Raw genomic sequence first — 19,122 nt, forward strand, 5'->3', positions numbered from 1 at the left:
AGAGGTGTAAAAGAGACAGCGGCTACCCGCCGCAGCCGGAGCTGGGGGTGGGGGCGATCGCGGAGGGCGGCGAGCCGGTGTTCGACGGGGCGCTGCTGGATCGGCTCGGGCTCACGCCGGAGGCGCTGGCCGAAGTGGTGGCGGCGGAGCGGCGCGAGCTGGCCCGGCGGGTGGAGGTGTACCGGGGGGAGCGGCCGCTGCCCGCGCTGGAGGGGCGTGAGGTGGTGGTGGCCGACGACGGGCTCGCCACCGGGGCGACGGCGCGCGCGGCGCTGCGGGCGGTGGCCGCGGCCAGGCCGGCCCGGGTGACGCTGGCCGTGCCCGTCGGGGCGCGCGAGACGGTCGAGGCGATGCGGCGGGAGGCGGACGAGGTGGTCGTGCTGTGTGCCCCGCTGGACTTCCGGGCCGTCGGCCAGTGGTACGAGCACTTCGAGCAGCTCTCCGACGCCGACGTGCTGGACGTGCTGGCCAGGAGCGGGCAGGGCTGACGTCAGGGCGCCAGGACGGCCCAGACCAGTTTGCGCGGGCCGCCCGGCACCACCCAGCCCCAGGCGGCGCACAGCGCCTCGACCAGGCGTAGCCCGCGCCCGTACTCGGCGAAGACGTCGGCGCCGGCGGGCGACGGCGGCGCGGGGCTGTAGTCGGTGACCACGCACGCCACCTCGGGCCCGTGGCGCAGGAGCCGGAGCTGGAGCGCCCCGCCGCCGTGCCGCATGGCGTTGGTCACGAGCTCCGAGACGACCAGTGTCGTGTCGAACGCCGCCCGCTCGGCCCCCCACGAGCCGAGCGTGTGGCCGACGAATCGCCTGGCCATGGCCACGCACCCCGGTTCGAACGCGCTGAACTCGTGGAAGGGGAAGATCGCGTCGCCGTCATGGGCGTAGCCGTCCATGAGCGCGGACGACAGCCAGCTCGGCGGCCGGGTTGCGCTGGAGGCTTGCGGCCGGGCGTCGAAAGTCGTCATCCTTGGCCCCCGAGGCACGGTTTGGTGATCCAATCCCCATCTTTACGACCGTGCGGCACGGATGCAAGACTTTTCCGGGTTTACCGATGCAGAATGCATCTGCACGTGCAGATGATCTGGGAGCGAATGACGTGAGCGCAGAGAGTGCCGAGAGCATCGGGAGCACGATCCTGAAGCATTCGACGGGCAGCCCGACGGTGCTGCGGATCCTGCTCGGCACGCAGTTGCGCAGGCTGCGCACCGAGCGCGGCATCTCGCGCGAGGACGCCGGCTACTCCATCCGCGCCTCCCACGCCAAGATCAGCAGGCTGGAGCTGGGCCAGGTCAGCTTCAAGGAGCGCGACGTCGCCGACCTGCTGACGCTGTACGGGGTGATCGATCCGGACGAGCGGGCGCCGCTGCTCGCCCTGGCCAAGCAGGCCAACGCGCCCGGCTGGTGGCACAAGTACGGGGATCTGCTGCCGAGCTGGTTCGAGGTGTACATCGGCCTGGAGGGCGCCGCCTCGGCCATCCGCACCTACGAGAACCAGTTCGTGCCCGGCCTGCTGCAGGCCCCGTCCTACGCCAGGGCGGTGATCGAGCTGGGCAACGAGCGCGCCACCCCCGGTGAGCTGGACCGCCGCGTCCAGTTGCGGGTGGCCCGCCAGCGCCGGCTGACCGGCGACAACCGGCTCAACCTGTGGGCCGTGATCGACGAGGCCGTGGTGCGCCGCGCGCTGGGCGGCCCGGAGGCCATGCGGGAGCAGATCGAGCACCTGCTGGCCATGACGGCTGAGCGCAACGTGACCGTGCAGGTCATGCCGTTCGACCGGGGCGGGCACGCGGCGGCGGGCGGGTCCTTCAGCATCCTGCGTTTCCCGGAGCGCGAGCTGCCCGACGTGGTCTACATGGAGCAGCTCACCAGCGCCCTCTATCTGGACAAAGCGGCCGAGTCCGAGCATTACGTCAAGGTGATGGACCGGCTGAGCGTGCAGGCCCAGGAACCCAAGGAGAGCCGGCGCTTCCTGGAGAGCCTGCTCGACCGGTGAAAACGCGTGTGATCCACGGCATAGCGGATTTTTGGCCATCCCGTATATGGCGCTGGGTCCGTCACCGTATTGTCTGCTCGTAAGCACGGATGCACGTGCATCCGTATGGCCGAGGAGCTGCCCCCATGCTTGAGTTCCGCAACGGAACGCCCGCGCATCGCCTGCCCGTCGTCTGGCGCAAGAGCGCGCGCAGCAATCCCAACGGCAACTGCGTCGAGGTGGCGTCCCTGCCCACGGGCGAGGTGGCGATGCGCAACTCACGCTTCCCGGACGGACCCGCGCTGGTCTACACACAGGCGGAGATCACCGCTTTCGTCCTCGGGGCCAAGGACGGGGAGTTCGACGACCTGCTGGTGTGAACGAGGGCATGCGAAAGCCGCCGTCCGGGATTGGACGGCGGCTTCGTCATGCGCGGGGCGAGCTGCCTGATCAGGCAGTTGTCCCGACCGGGTTCGCCGGAGCCTGAGCGCGGTGTGCCAGGCCCCGGTTCATCGGGACAACTGCGTGATCACGCGATGATCTGCGCGGGGAATGCTGCCGGGTGTCAGGCGGCGGAGATGCCGGCGCTGGCGGCGCGGCGCATGCGACGGCGACGCTCGGAGGCGCGCTCGTCCTCGTTCAGGCCACCCCACGTGCCGTACTTCTCCGGACGGGACAGCGCGTAGTCCAGGCACTCGTTGCGGACCGGGCACTGGGCGCAGATCGCCTTGGCCTTCCGCTCACGTACGTCACGCTCGGGCTGCCGCTCTCCGTCAGGGCCGAAGAAGAGCACGAGGTCCTCACCCCGGCACGCGGCATCATCCTGCCAACCCCAGCTGGGGCGCGGGCGGGCGAGCTGCCGACGTACCTGAGACATGAGAAAACCACCTTCTTGAGAGGTATTTCGGTAATTGAGCCGCATTGGACGCTTTTGGCGTCACTGTTCCAACGCAAAGCGAGACCGTGATGTTCCCTTGGTCAGGTGAGGGCTGGCGTGGCGTACCGCACAGGCGTGAGCCTGTCCAGCGAAACCAGCCGGTAGGTGGTGATCGTCTCGGCGCAAGCCGTGCCACACGGCGCTTGGCACGCCGATGGCTTGACCACAACCTGGAACCGGACGTCGCCGCAGCGCACGATGGCTTCGGTGACGTCGCCGTCCGACCTTGAGGATTCCACGGCCACCGCGCCGACGGAGCGCTCTCCCGTATGGGCTCGGGCGAAGTGCTCCACGGCTTGCAATGGCTCAGGGATGCCTGCGCGTCCCCGGAGACGGTCGAGAATGACCTCGCCCGACCGGTACGCGTCTGCCGCTGCGATCGCAGCAGCCTGAGACATGCTGCCGTAGAAAATTCCGTGTGGCAAGCACACAAGGTTGGCGGCGTAGCGATCGCCGCCAACGTGTGACGTTTCCCACACTCTGTCCGGCAGGAAATCCGCCAGCGACCGAGCGAGGGGCAATCCAATGCGGGCGCAGCACGCGTTGCGCTTGGCGTGCGTGCACACCAGAAATACCGGCTCGTTCTCAAGTATGCAGGACTCGGGGACCACTCCGGCCACGAGCGCGTCCAGGTCAAGATCGTCAGGACCTGCGACGACGCCTCGGGCCAGCCAGGGCGTGTCGCCGACGCCGTACGCCATTAGCACACGGATGTCCCGGTTCCGTGGGCGGGTGCGCCGTCCGGGACGCCGGATCAGCTGCGGCCTGATACCGCGTTCGAGGGCTCTGGTGACGAGTTTCGCGATGTTCTCAGGAAGCTCGGAGCTTTCCAGGCGTGCCGGCCACGGGCCCTCGTGCTCGATGAGCAGCCATAGCCGGGCCCCCACCGTCGCGCTGGCCAGAGTGGGTATGCCACCGGTGTGGCACCCATCCGCGTGTTCACAGCCCTTCGCCACACCGTCCCCCTTCCGCGAATTAGGTAAGACTAACCTAACGGGATGGCGAGGTGTCAGGCGATCGCCGATTCCGCGGCCTCGGCCGCCGCCTGCCGGTCCCCGGGCACCAGGCCGATCCGGGTCCTGCGGTCGAGCAGGTCGGCGGCGTCGAGCGCACCCTCGTGCCGGACCGACCAGAGCAGGTCGCCCTCGGTCAGGCCCAGCCCGACCGGCTCCGGGTGCTCCCGCACCAGCGGCCACACCGCCCCGGCCTCGCTGCCGTACCGCTCGGTCAGCCGCCGCCACGTCCCCGCCGCCCGCTCCGGGACGGAGGACGGCCGGCGGGGCGCCGGTCCCGCGCCCACCAGCGGCAGCCGGGCCGTGCGGCAGCGGCCCGCGCGCAGATCGGCCAGCTCCGCCGCGCGGTCCACCGCGTCCTGGGCCATCCGCCGGTACGTCGTCAGCTTGCCGCCCACCACGGTCACCACGCCGTCGCCCGCCAGCACCGCGTGCCGGCGAGACAGGTCCGCCGTGCGCCCGTCGGCCGCCAGGAGCGGCCTCAGGCCCGCGTAGGCGCCCGCCACCGCCTCACGGGTCACTTCGGCCTCCAGGACGCCGTTCAGCACCTCCAGAAGCGTCCTGACGTCCTCCTCGGGCGCCTCCGGCACGTCGGGGACCGGTCCGTCGACCGCCACGTCCGTCAGGCCGACGTGCACGCGGCCGTCCGGCTGCGGCAGCACCAGCGCGAAACGGTTGCGCTCGCCCGGGATCGGCACGTGCAGCCCGGCGTACATCCCCGGCAGCGTGCCCGGCCGCAGCACCAGGTGCGTCCCCCGCGAGGGCCGCAGCCGCACCGACGGGTCGAGGCCGCCCGCCCAGACGCCCGCCGCGTTGATCACCACCCGCGCCCGGATCGTGAACTCCTCCCCGGTCAGCTCGTCACGCACCCGGGCGCCCGTCCCGGTCAGCTCCAGCGCCCGGCACCGGGTCAGCACCCGGGCGCCGTGCCCGGCCGCCGTCCTGGCCACGGCCACGACCAGCCGCGCGTCGTCCAGCAGCCGCCCGTCCCACGACAGCAGCCCGCCGCGCAGCCCGCCGCCGTCCAGCGCCGGGACCAGCCGCCGCGTGCGCGCCGCGGTCAGCCGCGACGGGCCGGGCAGCAGCCGGCGCGGCGTGCGCGCCGCCGTGCGCAGCGCGTCGCCCAGCCGGTAGCCCGCCATCACCAGTGCCTGCTGCCTCCGCGAGACCTCCGGCGTCAGCGGGAGCACGTACGGATGCGCGCGCACCAGGTGCGGGGCGGTGCGCGCGAGCAGGACGCCGCGCTCGGCGGCGCTCTCGTACGCCACCCCCACCTGGCCCTTGGCCAGATAGCGCAGGCCGCCGTGGATCAGCTTGGAGCTCCACCTCGACGTGCCGAACGCCAGGTCGTGGGCGTCGATCGCCGCTACGCTGAGTCCCCGGGACGCCGCGTCCAGCGCCGCTCCCGCGCCCGTCGCGCCGAGCCCCACGACGAGCACGTCCACCCGTTCCTCCGCCACGAGCTTCAGCTCGCGGGTCCTCCTGCGGGCGTTCAGCGAACTGTCCAGCGAACTATCCAACGTAGGCCTCCAGCAGTGTGCGCAGCTCGGCGTCCAGTTCGTCGAGCGTCACCGGGCCCGGCGCCATCTCCGGGTCCAGCATCGTCGGCGCCGACAGCAGCCACGCCTGCGCCACCAGCAGCACCGCCCGCGCCTTGCGGGCGTCGCCCAGCGCGGGCTCCAGCGCCGCCAGTACCGCGTCGTGACTGGCTCCCCGGCGCCGCAGCAGGTAGGGGAGCAGCAGCTCCGGGTCCGCCTCCACGATCTTGCGCCACAGCGGGTGCGCGCGCAGCCGGCGCACCCCCGTCACCACCGCCGGCACCGGGTCCGACAGGTCCAGGTCGGCGATGGCCGCCACCCACTCGCGCGTCATCAGGTCGGCGACCAGCGACCGCACGTCCGGCCAGTGACGGTAGATCGTCATCCGCGACACCCCGGCCCGGCGCGCCACGTCGGTCAGCGTCGTGCGCCGCACCCCGTACGCCAGCACGCAGTCGCGGGCCGCGTCCAGCACGCCCTCATTGTGACGAATCGACGTCATGTGTCACAGTGTATGCGTGCCTACCGAACCCATGCTCTGGTCGGGGTGGGGCGACCCGGCCAAGGCCCGCGACCTGCCCGAAGAGATCCACCGGCTGCTGCGCGACCTGCTCGGCGTGCGCGCGCCCGCCGAGCCCGCCGCCACCCTGGAGTCCGTACGGCTCCCGCCCGTCGCGCTGTCCCCCCGGCTGCTGACGGCGCTGTCGGACGTGGTGGGCACCGCGAACGTCGACACCTCCCACGAGGCCCGCGTCCGGCACACGCGCGGCAAGTCCACCCCGGACCTGCTGCGGATGCGCGCCGGCGACGGCACGGCGGCCCCCGACGCGGTCGTCCTGCCGGGCGGCCACGACGAGGTGGCGGCTCTGCTGCGGCTCTGCTCCGCCGAGCGCGTCGCGGTCATCCCGTTCGGCGGCGGCACCTCGGTGGTCGGCGGCCTCACCTCCCCGGCGACCGGGTTCGCCGGCGTGGTCTGCCTGGACCTGGCGCGGATGGACCGGCTCACCGGGGTGGACACCGAGTCGATGATCGCCACGTTCGAGCCCGGGGTGCGGGCGCCCGAGGCCGAGCGACTGCTGGCCGCGCACGGGCTCACCCTCGGCCACTTCCCGCAGTCCTACGAGTACGCGACGCTGGGCGGCTTCGCTGCGGCGCGGTCCAGCGGGCAGGCGTCGGCCGGCTACGGGCGCTTCGACGACATGGTCGCCGGCCTCACCCTCGCCACCCCGGCGGGAACCCTGGACCTGGGCCGGGCGCCCAAATCGGCCGCCGGTCCGGACCTGCGCCAGCTCGTCCTCGGCTCCGAGGGCGCGTTCGGTGTCATCACCTCGCTGCGCCTGCGCGTGCGCCGCCTGCCCGCCGCGCGCGCCCACGAGGGCTGGCGCCTGCCGGACTTCCGCTCCGGCGCCGCCGCGCTGCGCGCCCTCGCCCAGGCCGGCGCCCTCCCGGCCGTCCTGCGCCTCTCCGACGAGACCGAGACGATGATCGGCCTGGCCCGCCCGGACGCCATCGGCGGCGGCGGCACCGGCTGCCTGCTGATCGCCGGCCACGAGACGCCCGCTTCCGGCCCGGCCGCGGCGGACGAGGCGCGCCGGGCGGAGATCGCCTCCGTGCTGACCGGTCTCGGGGCCGTGCCGCTGGGGGAGGAGCCGGGCGAGTCGTGGGCGCGGGGCCGCTTCGACGCGCCCTACCTGCGCGACTCGCTGCTCGCCGCCGGGGCCACCGTCGAGACGCTGGAGACCGCCGGCTTCTGGTCCGGCCTGCCCCGGCTGTACGACGCGGTCCGGCTGGCGCTGCTCGGCGCGCTCGGCACGCCGCTGGTCATGTGCCACATCTCCCACGTGTACGAGACCGGCGCCTCGCTGTACTTCACCGTCGTCATCGCCCAGGACGGCGACCCGGTGGCGCAGTGGGAGCGGGCCAAGCGGGCGGCCAACGAGGCCATCGTGACGGCCGGCGGGACGATCTCCCACCACCACGGCGTGGGCCGCGACCACCGTGACGCGCACGCCGCCGAGGTGGGCCCGCTCGGCACCGCCATCCTGCGCGCGGTCAAGGCCCAGGTGGACCCCGAGGGCATACTCAACCCCGGCGCCCTGGTGCTGCCCTAAGGAGGCGGGATGTGCCCGTCGGCCTCCGACAGGGCGGCCGCGGCGTCGCCGTAGCGCTGGAGCGACTCGTACACCTCGGCCAGGCAGGCCAGCGACATCACCAGCGCCGGCCCGCCGGCCTGGCGGGCCAGCTCGACGGACTCCCGCGCCGGCGGCAGCGCGTCGCCGGGGCGCCGGCGGGCGAGGTGCAGGCGGGCGGCGGTGCGCAGGGCGCGGGCGAGCAGCGGCGTGTGCCCCGGGTTCTCGGCCACGAGCGCGCGGCTCAGCGCGATCGCCCGGTCGGCGCTGCGCAGGCCGGCCCCGCCCCACCTGCGCTGGGTCTGGGCGTGGGCGAGCAGGCCCTCGACGGCTTCCACCCCCGTGGTGCCCCGCCGGAGCGCGTCATCGGAACCGTTCCGGGCCATGGGAGCCCTCCTTGGCGACGACAACCGCTTGCTTGGGGCGATTGAGGTTACACCATGGCGCACCTTCTGTGGCGGGTACGGCACGCTCCGTTTCGGGATGCGCTTCCCGGGCGGCCCGGCGAAGATGTGTTCATGGTGGAAATCGCGGCTGAACGGGGGAGGCAGGCGTCCTCCCGGGTGTCCGAGGAGGGCGCCGGCTGGGCCTGCCAGGAGATCGGCACGTACGCCGGGCTGAGGCCCGACCGCAACGGCTTCAGCTGGCTCAACTTACGCACGCTGTGGCGGTCCAGGAACGAGATCCTCGCCGGTCTGTTCGGCGACCCGTCCGGCGAGGTGCGCCGGCGGTGGGTGGCGGCGCAGCGCGCGCGGGGGGCCGACGGCGACTTCCGGATCACGCCGGAGCTGGGCGGCAGCTTCAGCTTCCTGCTGCTGGGCGACACCGGCGAGGGCGACGCCTCCCAGTACGCAGTCGTCCCCGGGATGCTCAACGTGGCCGCGGACACCGACTTCGCGGTGATCGCCAGTGACGTGATCTACCCGGCCGGGTCCGGCAACGAGTACGGGGACAAGTTCTTCCGCCCCTACCAGCATTACGACGCGCCGATCTACGCCATCCCCGGCAACCACGACTGGTACGACGGGCTGGGCGGCTTCATGCGGGTGTTCTGCGACGCGGCCCCGCTCAAGCCCAAGCCGGACCGGGGGCTGCGCGGGCTGCTGTGGCGCAAGCCCGAGACCATCGACGAGAGCGCCCTGGCCGGGGCGCGCGCCCTGCGCGGCAAGGAGACCCAGCAGGCCACCCAGCCCGGCCCGTACTGGGTCATCGAGAGCCCGTCCCTGCTCGTCGTCGGCGTCGACACCGGCATCAAGGGCGCGATCGACGCCGAGCAGACCGCCTGGCTGCGCCGCGTCTCGCTCGACCCGCGGCCCAAGGTCCTCGTCACCGGCAAGCCGATCTACACGCGCAACGACTACAAGCCGTCAGCGCTGGAGGGCGGCGGCACCATCGACGACATCGTGCGCGACCCGGCGCACCGCTACGTGGCGGCCATCGGCGGCGACGTGCACAACTACCAGCGCTACCCCGTCAAGGTGGGCGACCGGGTGATCCAGTACGTCGTCTCCGGCGGCAGCGGCGCCTTCATGCACGCCACCCACACCATCCGGCGGGTCGACGTGGGCGGCGTGCACGAGGACGACTTCCGGTGCTACCCGCTGCGCGGCGACTCGCTGTCGTTCTACAGCCAGCTCTACGCCAAGCGGCTGCGGATGAAGTGGATCTACCTGACGCCGGACGAGGCCTCCTGCATCATGTCCGAGCAGATCAGGAACACCCCGGTGCGGCCCCTCGGCCAGGTCACGGTGACGCGGCGGATGCGGTGGGCGGCGCGCCTGCTCGGGTCCTGGCCGTGGCCGTTCCGGCTGCCGGTGGGGCAGGTGTTCCACCGCTACCTGTCGGAGTTCTCCGACTGGGACACGCCGCCCTTCTTCAAGCAGTTCCTGCACCTTTCGGTCACGCCCGACCGGCTGACGATCCGCTGCTTCGCCGCCACCGGATGCCGCAAGCAGGAGGAGGAACCGCCGCTGGAGGACGAGGTGAGCATCGCTTTGTCGTAGCCACCTGGCACTCTGGGGGCGTGTACGCGGTGGTGGCGGGAGAGACGGTCCTGCGGGTCGGTGAGGCGCCCCTGCCGGGCCCCCCGGCGCGGGCCGTGCGGGAGCTGGAGGAGGAGCGGCCGCGCTGGGTGTGGGCCGACACCCGCGAGTCCTACCCGCCGCTGATCGAGGCCGGTGTGCGGGTCGCGCGCTGCCACGACCTCGCGCTCACCGAGGGCCTGCTGCTCGCCTACGAGGGCCGTCACGGCGAGTCCCGGTCGGCCAGGGCCGCCCACGCCCGGTCGCGCGGGCTGCCCGCGCCCGACGAGCAGCCCAGCGTGCCCGGCACGCTGTTCGAGCCCGAGCCGCTGCCCGCCGCCGCGGTGGCCGAGGTGCTGGCCGGCCAGCTGCGCCGGATCGACGCGCTGCCCGACCCCGGGCGCTTCCGGCTGCTGGTGGCGGCCGAGTCCGCCGGGGCGCTGATCGCCGCCGAGATGGGCCACGACGGCATGCCGTGGCGGCGCGACGCGCACGACGCCCTGCTCACCGAGCTGCTCGGACCGCGCCCGGTGCACGGCATGCGCCCGGCCAGGCTGCAGGCGCTGGCCGACGAGGTGGCCGCGGCGTTCGGGCACCCGGTCAACCCCGACTCGGTGCAGCAGCTCGTCAAGGCGTTCAAGGGCGCGGGCGTGGCGCTCAAGACCACCCGCTCGTGGGAGCTCAAGCGGATCGACCATCCCGCCGTCGCGCCGCTGCTGGCCTACAAGGAGCTGGCCCGGCTGTTCAGCTTCCACGGCTGGGCGTGGGCCGACCAGTGGGTGCGCGGCGGCCGCTTCCGTCCCGAATACGTGGTGGGCGGCGTCGTGTCGGGCCGGTGGGCCACCAGCGGCGGCGGCGCGCTGCAGATCCCCAAGGTGATGCGGCGCGTGGTGATGGCCGACGACGGCTGGACCCTCGTCGTCGCCGACGCCGCCCAGCTAGAGCCCAGGGTGCTGGCCGCGATGGCCGGCGACGCGGGGCTGGCCAGGGCGGCCGGGGAGATCGACCTCTACGCGGCGCTGGCCCAGGCGTTCGGCGGCGAGCGCGACCACGCCAAGATCGCGATGCTGTCGGCCATGTACGGCGGCACCAGCGGCGACGCCGCCAAGCTGCTGGCCGTGATGCGCCAGCGCTTCCCCAAGGCCTACCAGTTCGTCGAGGACGCCGCCAAGTCCGGCGAGGACGGGCGGCTGGTGCGGTCCTGGCTCGGGCGCACCAGCCCGCCGCCGTCCGGCCGCTGGCGGGAGCTGGTGTCCGGGCCCGAAGGCGGCCGGGCGGCCCGCGACCGGGGGCGCTTCACCCGCAACTTCGTCGTGCAGGCCACCGCCGCCGAATGGGCGCTGGCCCTCATGGCCGTGCTGCGCGGGCTGCTGCCGGACCCGGCCCGGCTGGTGTTCTTCCAGCACGACGAGGTCATCGTGCACTGCCCGCTCGGCCAGGCGGGCGAGGTCATGGCCGCGGTGTCGGCGGCCGCGGCCGAGGCGAGCAGGCTGCTGTTCGGGGCGACCCCGGTCCGCTTCCCGATGGAGACCGTCGCGGTGAGCTGCTACGCCGACGCCAAATAGCCGCGCCGCCGGACGACGATCAGCCACAGCCCCGCCGCCGTCACCATCGCGCCCACCACCAGCCCGAGCACCCCGTACGACAGCTTGCCCACGATCGCGCCGGCGATGATCGTGCCGGTGGCGCCGCAGACGTTCATGAGCAGGTCCGACAGGCCCTGCACGGCGGGCCGCGCCTCGATCGCGACCGACTCGCTGACCAGCGCCGACCCGGCCACCAGGCCGCACGACCAGCCCAGCCCCAGCAGGAACAGCGCCAGCGTCACCTGCCACACCCGGTGCCCGGCGGTGCCCGCCAGCCCGGCCGAGGCCAGCAGCAGCACCATGCCGAGCAGCAGCACCGGCACCCGGCCCGCCTTGTCCGCCAGCCAGCCGACCACCGGCGACATCATGTACATGCCGGCGATGTGCAGGCTGATCACGATGCCGATCACGTCCAGGGACGAGCCGTCGTGGTGCAGCTTCACCGGCGTCATCGACATGATCGAGACCATCGCCGTGTGACTGACGGCGATCATCACCAGCGCGTTGCGGGCCATCGGGGTGGTGCGCAGCGTCCGCCACGCGGTGCGGACCGTGCGCTTGCCGCCGCGGGCCGCCGACTGCTTGCCGTCGAGGCGGCGGGCCAGCTTGAGCGGGTCGGGGCGCAGGCCGCCGAGCACGATCACCAGCGCGATGGCGAACGCCAGCGCGGCGAACGCGAACGGCCCGGCCTTCTCCGCCAGGCCCAGCGTCTCCGTGCCGATCCGGTCGGCGGGCTCGGCCAGGTTCGGTCCCGCGACCGAGCCGAACGTGGCCGCCCAGACGACCAGCGACAGGTGCCTGGCCGCGTGGCCCGGCGGTGACAGGTCCGTGGCCGAGTAGCGGGCGGCCAGGTTGCCGGCGCTGCCGCCGCCCACCAGGACCAGACCGGCCAGCAGCAGCGGCCAGTTGCCCAGGCTGATGGCCGCCACCGAGATCGCGCAGCCGAGCAGCGCCGCCAGGTACGCCAGCGCCAGCCCGGCCCGGCGGCCGCTGCGGCCCGCGGCCTTGGCGGTCGGCAGCGCCAGCAGCGCCGCGCCGAGCACGGTGGCGGTCCCGGCGAAGCCGCTGATCACCGTCGAGCCCGACAGGTCGTCGACGACGACCGAGCTGAGGGCGAGCCCGACGGCGACGCCCACCCCGCCGACGATCTGCGCCGCCGACAGCACGATCAGGATGCGGCGCTGGATACCGCGGATTCGGGCAGAAGACGAAATTTCGGCATTAGGGGGCGCGCTGGTCACTCGTGAAGTCTGGCATATCCCCAGAGATGGCCCCAAAGAGGACAGTTGACCATCCCGATGGGTTCAGAGCACCGTCACGGGGTCGCCCCGCCTGATCGTGCCGGCGCCGTCGGGGATGAGGTTGAGCCCGAACCAGGTCTTGCCGTCCCACTTGCGGTGCCGGGCCAGGGTGCGGATGGGCTCCTTGCCCTTGGTCCACGTGTCGGGGTCGACGGTGGTCAGCACGCAGCGGTCGCACAGCTTGACCCCCCTGAACTCCACCTCGCCGATCCGGATCCGCTTCCACCCGTCCTCGGCGAACGGCTCCGCCCCCTCGACCACCACGCTCGGCCGGAACCGGCGCATCGACAGCGGCGCGGGCTCCGGCTCGCCCAGGTCGGCGGCCGTCCCCGTCACCCAGGTGTTGAGCTGTTCCAGCGACGCCGTGGTGGTCAGCAGCAGCGGGTAGGCGTCGGCCAGGCTCACCCGGTCTTCAGGCCGGCCGTAGGCGGGGTTCACCGGCCGCTGCGTCGGATCGTCCAGCCGGGCGAGCCGCCCCGGCCGGCCGATCAGCGCCGACACCCAGGCCGCCGCGTCGTCGCCGCAGTCGGTCAACTCCACCGGCGCCCGCCACGCGCCGATCGTGACCTTCGCGGCCGTGGGCGTGACGCGCAGGGGAGCGGCGCCCGGCGCCGTCAGCGTGATCGTGTCGCCGTCCGGCCGGGGCACGCACGAAAGCATGGCGGGGGAGTCACGCGCCGTCAGCGGCCGGCCGGCCTCGTCGATCACCACGTAGCGGCGGTCACCGGCCAGCCCCCACGGCTCCACCTCGGCACTGGGCAGCTCATGACCGCTGGTGGACTTGACCGGATAGAAGTAGATGTTCGCCAGCTCCATGCAGCGACCGTACAGCACCAGGTCAGAACGGGATCAGGTGGTTTGTCGGAAGGTGTCCAGGAAGACCTTGCGGGTGTCGGCCTCGTCGTCCCACCTGAGTTCGGGCAGCTCGAACGAGATCGTGAAGGCGGTCCGGTCGTCGATGGTGACGTGCCTGGTCAGGGCGTGCATGGGGACGCCGTTCTCGGTCGTGTAGGTGTACTCCCAGTCGGCGGCCTTCCAGCCGCGGTACTTCACCGCCTGGAGCTGCACCTGGATGTAGGCGTCGACGCCGCCGTCCGCCTCGCGCCGGCCCAGCTCCGACAGGCCGCCGTCGGCCTGCGGCGTCGCCTGCTCCACCACGATCGTCATGCCCGAGTCCTCGGGGCCGGAGAACGTGGCCCGGTCGCCCGACGCCGACAGCTTCCAGCTCGGCGGCAGCGCCACCGTGAAGCCGGGCGGCGTGTGCTCCTTGAAGCCCTCCGGCACGGGTGAGGCGTCCGCCTCCGCCTCGGCGCTCGCGGCGGGGGAGGCGGTGGCGGTGACCGGTCCGGGGGTGCCGCCGGAGGCGAAGAACACCAGCGCCGCCACGACGGCGACCACCGAGCCGACGGCCGTGAGGATCAGCAGCGGCGTCGGCCGGCCGCGCCGCACCCAGGCGTTGCCCGACTCCTCCGGCCTGCGCCTGCTCCTGGTCTGCCGGTGCGCCACGCCGGGCAGCGTGGCCAGGCGGCTGTGCGGCACCTCGTGCGACAGGTCCCTGGACTGGTCGCGCAGGTCGTCGGCCGAGGCCAGCGGCCAGGGCGCGGACCCGCCCGCGGTGCGGCTGTCGCTGGTCAGTGGCAGGATCGGCGGCGCCGACGGCTCGTCGTCGTCCATGCTCGGGAATCCGCCCAGCGGCGGGTTCGACGGGCTGTCGAGCAGCCCGCGCGCCACGAACGGCGCCTCCTGCGGCGGGTCGGGCATCCGATGCGGCCCCGACGGGGCGTCCGGCATCCGGTGCGGCCCCGAGGCGTCCGGCATCCGGTGCGGTCCGGACGCGTCGGGCATCCGGTGCGGTCCGGACGCGTCGGGCATCCGGTGCGGTCCGGACGCGTCGGGCATCCGGTGCGGGCCGGACGGGGTGTCCGGGAGGCGGTGCGGCGCGGAGGCGTCGGGCACGCGGTGGGGGCCCGAGCGGCTGCCGAAGGCGTCGAAGCCGTCCGGGCCGGGCGGCTGCCGCAGGCGGTCGGTCTGGTGGGCGCCGGACGGGCTCGCCACCGCGTACCCGCCGGACGAGCTGCTCAGCGGGTCGTACGGCACCCGTACCGGCCCCGAGGGGGTCTCCACGATCCGCGAGGGCAACGGCCCCGGCGGTGGCCCGGCCGGACCGGAGCCGGGGTCGGGCGGCAGGGGAGGGGGCGGCGGCACGTCGGGAACGCGCGGCCGCGCCGAGCCGTTCGCGCGCAGCACCTGCTCCAGCTGCTCCACCACCTGGTCGGAGGTGAGCCGCTCGGCCGGGTTCTTGCGCAGCAGGCCGTCGATGACCGGCCGCAGCGCGCCCGCCCGCTGCGGCGGGTTCGGCTCCTGGGTGAGCACGGTGCCGAGCACCGCGATCGCGTCCGGGCCCTCGTACGGCGGCCGCCCCTCGACCGCCGCGTACAGCGTCGCCCCGAACGACCACAGGTCGGCCGCCTGGGTGAGCGGCTGGCCGGACAGCCGCTCCGGCGGGATGTAGGCGGGCGAGCCCATGAGCAGGCCGGTCTGCGTGATCGTCACATCGCCCTCGATCGCGGCGATGCCGAAGTCCGTCAGCACCACCCGGTCGGAGGTGAGCAGCACGTTGCCCGGCTTGATGTCACGGTGCAGGATCCCGGCCGAGTGCGCGTGCCGCAGCGCGTCGAGCACCCGGATGCCGATCTCGGTCGCCTGGATCACCGGGAGCGGGCCGCTCTGCCGTACGGCCTGCTCCAGCGACCAGGCGCGGACCAGCTCCATGACGATCCACGGGCGGCCGTCCTCCTCGACGACGTCGTGCACGGTCACGATGCCGGGATGCGTCAGCCGGGCGGCGGAGCGCGCCTCGCGCAGCATCCGCCGGTGCGCCACCTGCTTGCCCGCGTGGTCCAGGCCGAACGGCAGGATCAGCTCCTTGACCGCCACGTCACGGGCCAGCAGGACGTCGTGGGCGTGCCACACCATGCCCATGCCGCCCCGGCCCACCGGCGACATCAGGCGGTACCGCCGGCCGATCAGGCGGCCCTGGCTCTGCGAGGCGCCTCCTTCGGCGCCGGGGCCGCTGAGCACGCGGTCGGCTGCCATGGTCACGCCCCCATCTGCTACCTGCGTCGCGGCGTACGTTCCAGATTAATGAGATTCGCCACGATATAGGCAGGCCATTCCGGGTGTGAAGCCAATCCTTCCTTACAAAGGCCCTGACCTGCTGATATGTCAGCTGGCAAGGGCCGCGAGCGCGCTGGTGAACGCCTCGGCCGGTGGGCTCACCAGCCCCGCTCCCACCTGGCCGGTACCGGCGGCCCGCCCGGCGATCCCGGTGTTGACGACGGGCAGCAGGCCGGTCCTGGCGACCAGCGTCACGTCGATGCCCACCGGCGTCCCCCGGAAGCCCAGCGCCGGGATCTGGTAGGCGGGATGCTCGGCCAGCGTGATCTCGTACATGGACCGGGTCGCCGCCATCGCGTCGGCCACCTCCCCGCCCACGAACCGGACGATCGCCGGCGCCGCCGCCATCGCGAACCCGCCCAGGCCCGACGTCTCGGTGATCGTGGAGTCGCCGATGTCCGGGTTCGCGTCGGCCGGGCCGTACGCCCCCAGGAAGAGCCCGTCGGGCACGCCCGCGGGCCCGGTGAACCACCGCGACCCCAGTCCCGACACCTGCACCCCGAAGTCGGTGCCGTTGCGCGCCATCGCCACCACCAGCGACGAGCCGGGGACGTCACGCGCCGCGTCGGTGCTCACCTTGGCCGCCGCCATGGCCGCGTTGAGGAAGAAATGGTCGTTGCCCGCGATGAACCGCAGCACGTCCGAGGCGTTCGCCGGAGCGGCGTCGACCACCGCCGGGGCCAGCTCGCGCAGCAGCAGCGAGGTGGCGGCCCGGTTGCGGTTGTGCAGCTCGTCGCCCATCTGCAGCGCCTGCGCCATCAGCGCGCGCAGGTCGACCGGGCCGGCCAGCTCCACCGCCGCCGACAGCACCGGGCCGAGCACCATGTCCATCCAGCGCAGCCGCTCCAGCACCTCAGGCCCGTACGCGCCGTAGCGCAGCACCTTGCCCAGGCCCTCGTTGAGCGAGCAGTACGCGACGCCGCCGTGCTCGGCGTCACGCACCTCGAACAGCCACATCGACGGGCTGACGACCCCCGCCATCGGCCCCACCGCGGCATGCCCGTGGCACGGCTCCAGCAGGACGTCACCCGAGGCCAGCGCCTGCTCGGCGGCCCGCTCGTCCGGCGCGTACCCCTCCAGCAGCATCGCGCCGATCAGGGCCCCGCGCATCGGCCCCGACGCCCGCTGCCACGTGATCGGCGGGCCCGCGTGCAGGAACATGTCCCTCGGCAGCCGCAGCAGCTCCGACGCCCGCCGCACTCCCGCCAGGTACGGGCGGGCGCCCGTCAACCGGCCGACCGCGAGCTCGTTGGCCGCCTGCCTGCGCGGATCGGCCAGCACCCGGGCCAGCGCCTGCGCCGTCCCCGCCAGCGGCGGCCGCCACGCCACGGCGCCGGCGTCGGCGGCCTGCTCCCGCAGCGCCTCCGCCAGCAGCCCCGCCCCGACGGTGATCACCCGCGGCGGCAGGCCGAGGCGCCGGCGTCCCGCAGCGCCTCGGCCTGCCGCCGCCGCCCTTGGGGGTCGCCGTCGGTGCCGATGAGCGCGATCACGACGGTGGCCTCGGCGGCCGCGATCGCGGGGGCGAGCGCGGCGGCCGGGTCGGGGTCGGAGCCGTGCCCGAGCACCACGTCCATCAGCACCACCGCCTCCGGCGGCACCCGCCGCAGCGCCTCCAGCCGGAGCGTCGGATCGATCATCGGATGCGCCCGCCCGCGCGTGTAGGCGTCGTCGCCGTAGTCGGTGAACTCGCCCCGCCCCGCGATCATCGCCGCCTCGGCGCACAACGTGCCCCCGGAGTAGACGCCGGCGAGCGTACGCCCCGCGCCGCCGTACGGCCCGCCGGCCTCGGCCGGGTGCCAGGACGGCCAGCGGGGGACCGGTTCGCCGAGGGCGCGCAGGGCGTGCTCCGTGGCCGAGGTCAGGTCCGTGCCCGGTCCGAGCAGGGCCGTCACGACCGGGGTGCGCAGCGTCCCGGCCACCTCCCGTACGGTCCGCGCCACCTCGGGCGACGGCGGCTTGGAGATCAGCACGATGAGCTCGGTGGCCGGGTCGTCGTCCAGCATGCGCAGCGCCCGCGCGGTGGAACGCCCGCCGATCTCCGCCGACAGGTCCCGCCCGCCGACGCCGAGCACGTGGCTGACCCCCACGCCCGCCAGATCCAGCAGGCACGTGACCTGCTGGGCCCCGGTGCCCGACGCGGCGACCACGCCCACGGGGCCCGGCCGCAGCACGTTGGCGAACCCCAGCCCGACCCCGCCGATCACCGCCGTGCCGCAGTCGGGGCCCATGACCAGGACTCCGCGCTCGTCGGCCCGCTCCTTCAGCAGCCGCTCCTGCTCGGCGGCCACCCCGTCGCTGAAGATCATCACCGGCAGCCCCGCCTCGACCGCGTCCAGCGCCTCGGCGAACGCGTGCTCGCCCGGCACCGACACCAGCACCAGGTCCGCCGGCGACCTGGCGGCCGACCGGGTGGTGCGCGGCGGCTGTTCCGCCTCCGCCCCCACCGGCGCCTGCGCGGTGAGCCGCCGGTCCAGCTCCTCGGCGGCCCCCGCCACGTCCTCGCCCCGCAGCGCCACCAGCAGGTCCCCGGGGTCGGCCGCCGGCAGCTCGAACCCCAGGTCGCGCGCCAGGCCCAGGTTGAGCTCCGTGGCCATCGCCACCACCGCCACCTCCGCCCCGGGCAGCCCGGTGCCGGCCCGCATCAGCGTCACCGAGTCGTGGTAGACGCCCCGGCGCACGAACACCACGTCACCCATGCCATCCCCCCTGACCGGCTCCTCCCGCCGGGGCCGGCCCCCTTGGGCAGGCGCGTGCCGGCACCCGGACGCCGGCCGCGTACCGAGGGAACCCGGCGCCCCCGCCCAAGCCGCTCCTCCCGAGAGCAACCCGCCCGTCGCGCGCACCCCTGCACGGCCCCCGCCCTCCCAGGGCCGCTCGCCTGCCGAGAGTGACGCCCCTTCTTTGGACGGCCCCCCTGCCGAAGGTGATGCGCCCTTTGGGGGCTGTCCGCTTGTCGAGGGTGGCGCGCCCTTTGGGGGTGGTCCGCCTGCCGAGGGTGGCGCTCCCCCCGAGGGTGGTTCGCCTGCCGAGAGTGACGCACCCCCTGAGGGCCGCTTGACTGTCGAGGGTGACGCACCCATTGGGGGCCGCTCGCTTGTCGAAGATGACGCACCCACTCAGGGCTGTGCGCCCGTCGATGGCGACGTACCCCCTGAGGGCCGTCCGCTCACTGGCGGGCACCCGCCTGCTGAAGGCCGCCCGCTCGCTGAAGGCGGCCCACCGGCCGATGGGCGCCCGTCCGCTGAAGGCCGACCGCCGGCGGACGGGGGCCCATCCCCGGAGGTTCGCTCGCCCCTGGAGGGCTCTCCCTCCCCCGTGGGGCATTCGTTCCTGGAAGAGGGGCTGTCCCCCGAGGGGCGTCTCTCTCCCGAGGGGCGTCTCCTCACAGAGGGGCGCCTGGTCCTGCAGGGGCGGGTCTCCGGAGAGGGGCGTTCGGTCCTGGGAAGGGG

General features: G+C 73.9%; 17 protein-coding genes. 6 read left to right on the forward strand and 11 right to left on the reverse strand.

Annotated features, from left to right (window positions below; all coding sequences use genetic code 11):
* Positions 1-488 (forward strand): phosphoribosyltransferase (locus ADY59_RS39090; protein WP_049573769.1); only part of this gene is annotated, 488 nt, incomplete at its 5' end.
* Positions 489-490: 2 nt separating this feature from the next.
* On the opposite strand, the gene ADY59_RS47810 is transcribed toward ADY59_RS39090, so the two are convergent.
* Complete coding sequence (locus ADY59_RS47810) at positions 491-964, reverse strand: ATP-binding protein (protein ID WP_053175542.1); 474 nt, start codon at positions 962-964, stop codon at positions 491-493.
* A 131-nt stretch (positions 965-1,095) separates the two neighbouring features.
* Here ADY59_RS47810 and ADY59_RS39100 point away from each other — a divergent pair, with 131 nt between their 5' ends.
* Positions 1,096-1,992 carry a helix-turn-helix domain-containing protein gene (locus tag ADY59_RS39100; RefSeq protein ID WP_049573747.1) on the forward strand — a complete coding sequence of 299 codons (897 nt, stop codon included), beginning with the start codon at positions 1,096-1,098 and terminating at the stop codon, positions 1,990-1,992.
* Positions 1,993-2,117: 125 nt separating this feature from the next.
* A complete protein-coding gene (locus ADY59_RS39105; RefSeq protein ID WP_049573751.1) occupies positions 2,118-2,351 on the forward strand; it encodes a DUF397 domain-containing protein in 234 nt (77 codons plus the stop codon).
* Between the two features lie 185 nt (positions 2,352-2,536).
* On the opposite strand, the gene ADY59_RS39110 is transcribed toward ADY59_RS39105, so the two are convergent.
* The 4 genes from ADY59_RS39110 to ADY59_RS39125 all read right to left on the reverse strand — a co-directional run bounded on the left by ADY59_RS39110 (position 2,537) and on the right by ADY59_RS39125 (position 5,961).
* The gene (locus ADY59_RS39110) at positions 2,537-2,848 is read right to left on the reverse strand and encodes a WhiB family transcriptional regulator (RefSeq protein ID WP_080036407.1); all 312 of its coding nucleotides are present in this window, start codon (positions 2,846-2,848) and stop codon (positions 2,537-2,539) included.
* A gap of 101 nt (positions 2,849-2,949) precedes the next feature.
* Positions 2,950-3,864, reverse strand: a complete 915-nt coding sequence (locus tag ADY59_RS39115; protein ID WP_049573754.1) for a sucrase ferredoxin — start codon at positions 3,862-3,864, stop codon at positions 2,950-2,952.
* 53 nt (positions 3,865-3,917) lie between these two features.
* Entirely contained in the window at positions 3,918-5,441 is a 1,524-nt protein-coding gene (locus ADY59_RS39120) for a glycerol-3-phosphate dehydrogenase/oxidase (protein ID WP_231619108.1), read from the reverse strand.
* A complete protein-coding gene (locus tag ADY59_RS39125; RefSeq protein WP_049573755.1) occupies positions 5,434-5,961 on the reverse strand; it encodes a TetR/AcrR family transcriptional regulator in 528 nt (175 codons plus the stop codon). Before ADY59_RS39125 ends, ADY59_RS39120 begins: the two co-directional genes overlap by 8 nt.
* Before the next feature lie 31 nt (positions 5,962-5,992).
* Between ADY59_RS39125 and ADY59_RS39130 the strand changes: the two genes are divergently transcribed.
* Positions 5,993-7,570, forward strand: a complete 1,578-nt coding sequence (locus ADY59_RS39130; RefSeq protein ID WP_049573757.1) for an FAD-binding oxidoreductase — start codon at positions 5,993-5,995, stop codon at positions 7,568-7,570.
* On the opposite strand, the gene ADY59_RS39135 is transcribed toward ADY59_RS39130, so the two are convergent.
* A complete protein-coding gene (locus ADY59_RS39135) occupies positions 7,567-7,974 on the reverse strand; it encodes a hypothetical protein (protein ID WP_049573760.1) in 408 nt (135 codons plus the stop codon). The two genes, ADY59_RS39130 and ADY59_RS39135, sit on opposite strands and share 4 nt — an antisense overlap.
* A 132-nt stretch (positions 7,975-8,106) precedes the next feature.
* Between ADY59_RS39135 and ADY59_RS39140 the strand changes: the two genes are divergently transcribed.
* Both ADY59_RS39140 and ADY59_RS39145 read left to right on the forward strand, forming a co-directional pair.
* On the forward strand, positions 8,107-9,591 hold the full coding sequence (locus ADY59_RS39140; protein ID WP_049573776.1) for a metallophosphoesterase family protein: 1,485 nt from the start codon (positions 8,107-8,109) through the stop codon (positions 9,589-9,591).
* A gap of 20 nt (positions 9,592-9,611) precedes the next feature.
* Positions 9,612-11,174, forward strand: a complete 1,563-nt coding sequence (locus ADY59_RS39145) for a bifunctional 3'-5' exonuclease/DNA polymerase (protein WP_442937784.1) — start codon at positions 9,612-9,614, stop codon at positions 11,172-11,174.
* Here ADY59_RS39145 and ADY59_RS39150 read toward each other — a convergent pair.
* The 5 genes from ADY59_RS39150 to ADY59_RS39170 form a co-directional block, all read right to left on the reverse strand.
* Positions 11,156-12,361: an MFS transporter gene (locus tag ADY59_RS39150; RefSeq protein ID WP_231619109.1), complete on the reverse strand. Its 1,206-nt coding sequence runs from the start codon at positions 12,359-12,361 to the stop codon at positions 11,156-11,158. The genes ADY59_RS39145 and ADY59_RS39150 overlap by 19 nt on opposite strands.
* 138 nt (positions 12,362-12,499) lie before the next feature.
* A complete protein-coding gene (locus ADY59_RS39155) occupies positions 12,500-13,312 on the reverse strand; it encodes an MOSC domain-containing protein (protein ID WP_063780920.1) in 813 nt (270 codons plus the stop codon).
* Between the two features lie 33 nt (positions 13,313-13,345).
* The gene (locus ADY59_RS50665) at positions 13,346-15,592 is read right to left on the reverse strand and encodes a serine/threonine protein kinase (RefSeq protein ID WP_156325990.1); all 2,247 of its coding nucleotides are present in this window, start codon (positions 15,590-15,592) and stop codon (positions 13,346-13,348) included.
* 129 nt (positions 15,593-15,721) lie between these two features.
* Positions 15,722-17,068, reverse strand: coding sequence for a DUF1116 domain-containing protein (locus tag ADY59_RS39165; protein ID WP_231619110.1), 1,347 nt, complete (start codon positions 17,066-17,068; stop codon positions 15,722-15,724).
* Positions 17,065-18,369, reverse strand: a complete 1,305-nt coding sequence (locus ADY59_RS39170; RefSeq protein ID WP_049573766.1) for an FdrA family protein — start codon at positions 18,367-18,369, stop codon at positions 17,065-17,067. Before ADY59_RS39170 ends, ADY59_RS39165 begins: the two co-directional genes overlap by 4 nt.
* Between the last annotated feature and the right edge of the window lie 753 nt (positions 18,370-19,122).

Origin of the sequence: Nonomuraea sp. SBT364 (assembly GCF_001083785.1) — a bacterium.
Classification (GTDB): domain Bacteria; phylum Actinomycetota; class Actinomycetes; order Streptosporangiales; family Streptosporangiaceae; genus Nonomuraea.

What these genes read in the sequence shown, in the direction of transcription:
- ADY59_RS39110 (WP_080036407.1), bottom strand. Translation starts at nt 2,848, where the DNA reads ATGTCTCAGGTACGTCGGCAGCTCGCCCGCCCGCGCCCCAGCTGGGGT.
- ADY59_RS39170 (WP_049573766.1), bottom strand. Translation starts at nt 18,369, where the DNA reads ATGGGTGACGTGGTGTTCGTGCGCCGGGGCGTCTACCACGACTCGGTG.
- ADY59_RS39135 (WP_049573760.1), bottom strand. Translation starts at nt 7,974, where the DNA reads ATGGCCCGGAACGGTTCCGATGACGCGCTCCGGCGGGGCACCACGGGG.
- ADY59_RS47810 (WP_053175542.1), bottom strand. Translation starts at nt 964, where the DNA reads ATGACGACTTTCGACGCCCGGCCGCAAGCCTCCAGCGCAACCCGGCCG.
- ADY59_RS50665 (WP_156325990.1), bottom strand. Translation starts at nt 15,592, where the DNA reads ATGGCAGCCGACCGCGTGCTCAGCGGCCCCGGCGCCGAAGGAGGCGCC.
- ADY59_RS39125 (WP_049573755.1), bottom strand. Translation starts at nt 5,961, where the DNA reads ATGACGTCGATTCGTCACAATGAGGGCGTGCTGGACGCGGCCCGCGAC.
- ADY59_RS39130 (WP_049573757.1), top strand. Translation starts at nt 5,993, where the DNA reads ATGCTCTGGTCGGGGTGGGGCGACCCGGCCAAGGCCCGCGACCTGCCC.
- ADY59_RS39140 (WP_049573776.1), top strand. Translation starts at nt 8,107, where the DNA reads ATGGTGGAAATCGCGGCTGAACGGGGGAGGCAGGCGTCCTCCCGGGTG.
- ADY59_RS39105 (WP_049573751.1), top strand. Translation starts at nt 2,118, where the DNA reads ATGCTTGAGTTCCGCAACGGAACGCCCGCGCATCGCCTGCCCGTCGTC.
- ADY59_RS39155 (WP_063780920.1), bottom strand. Translation starts at nt 13,312, where the DNA reads ATGGAGCTGGCGAACATCTACTTCTATCCGGTCAAGTCCACCAGCGGT.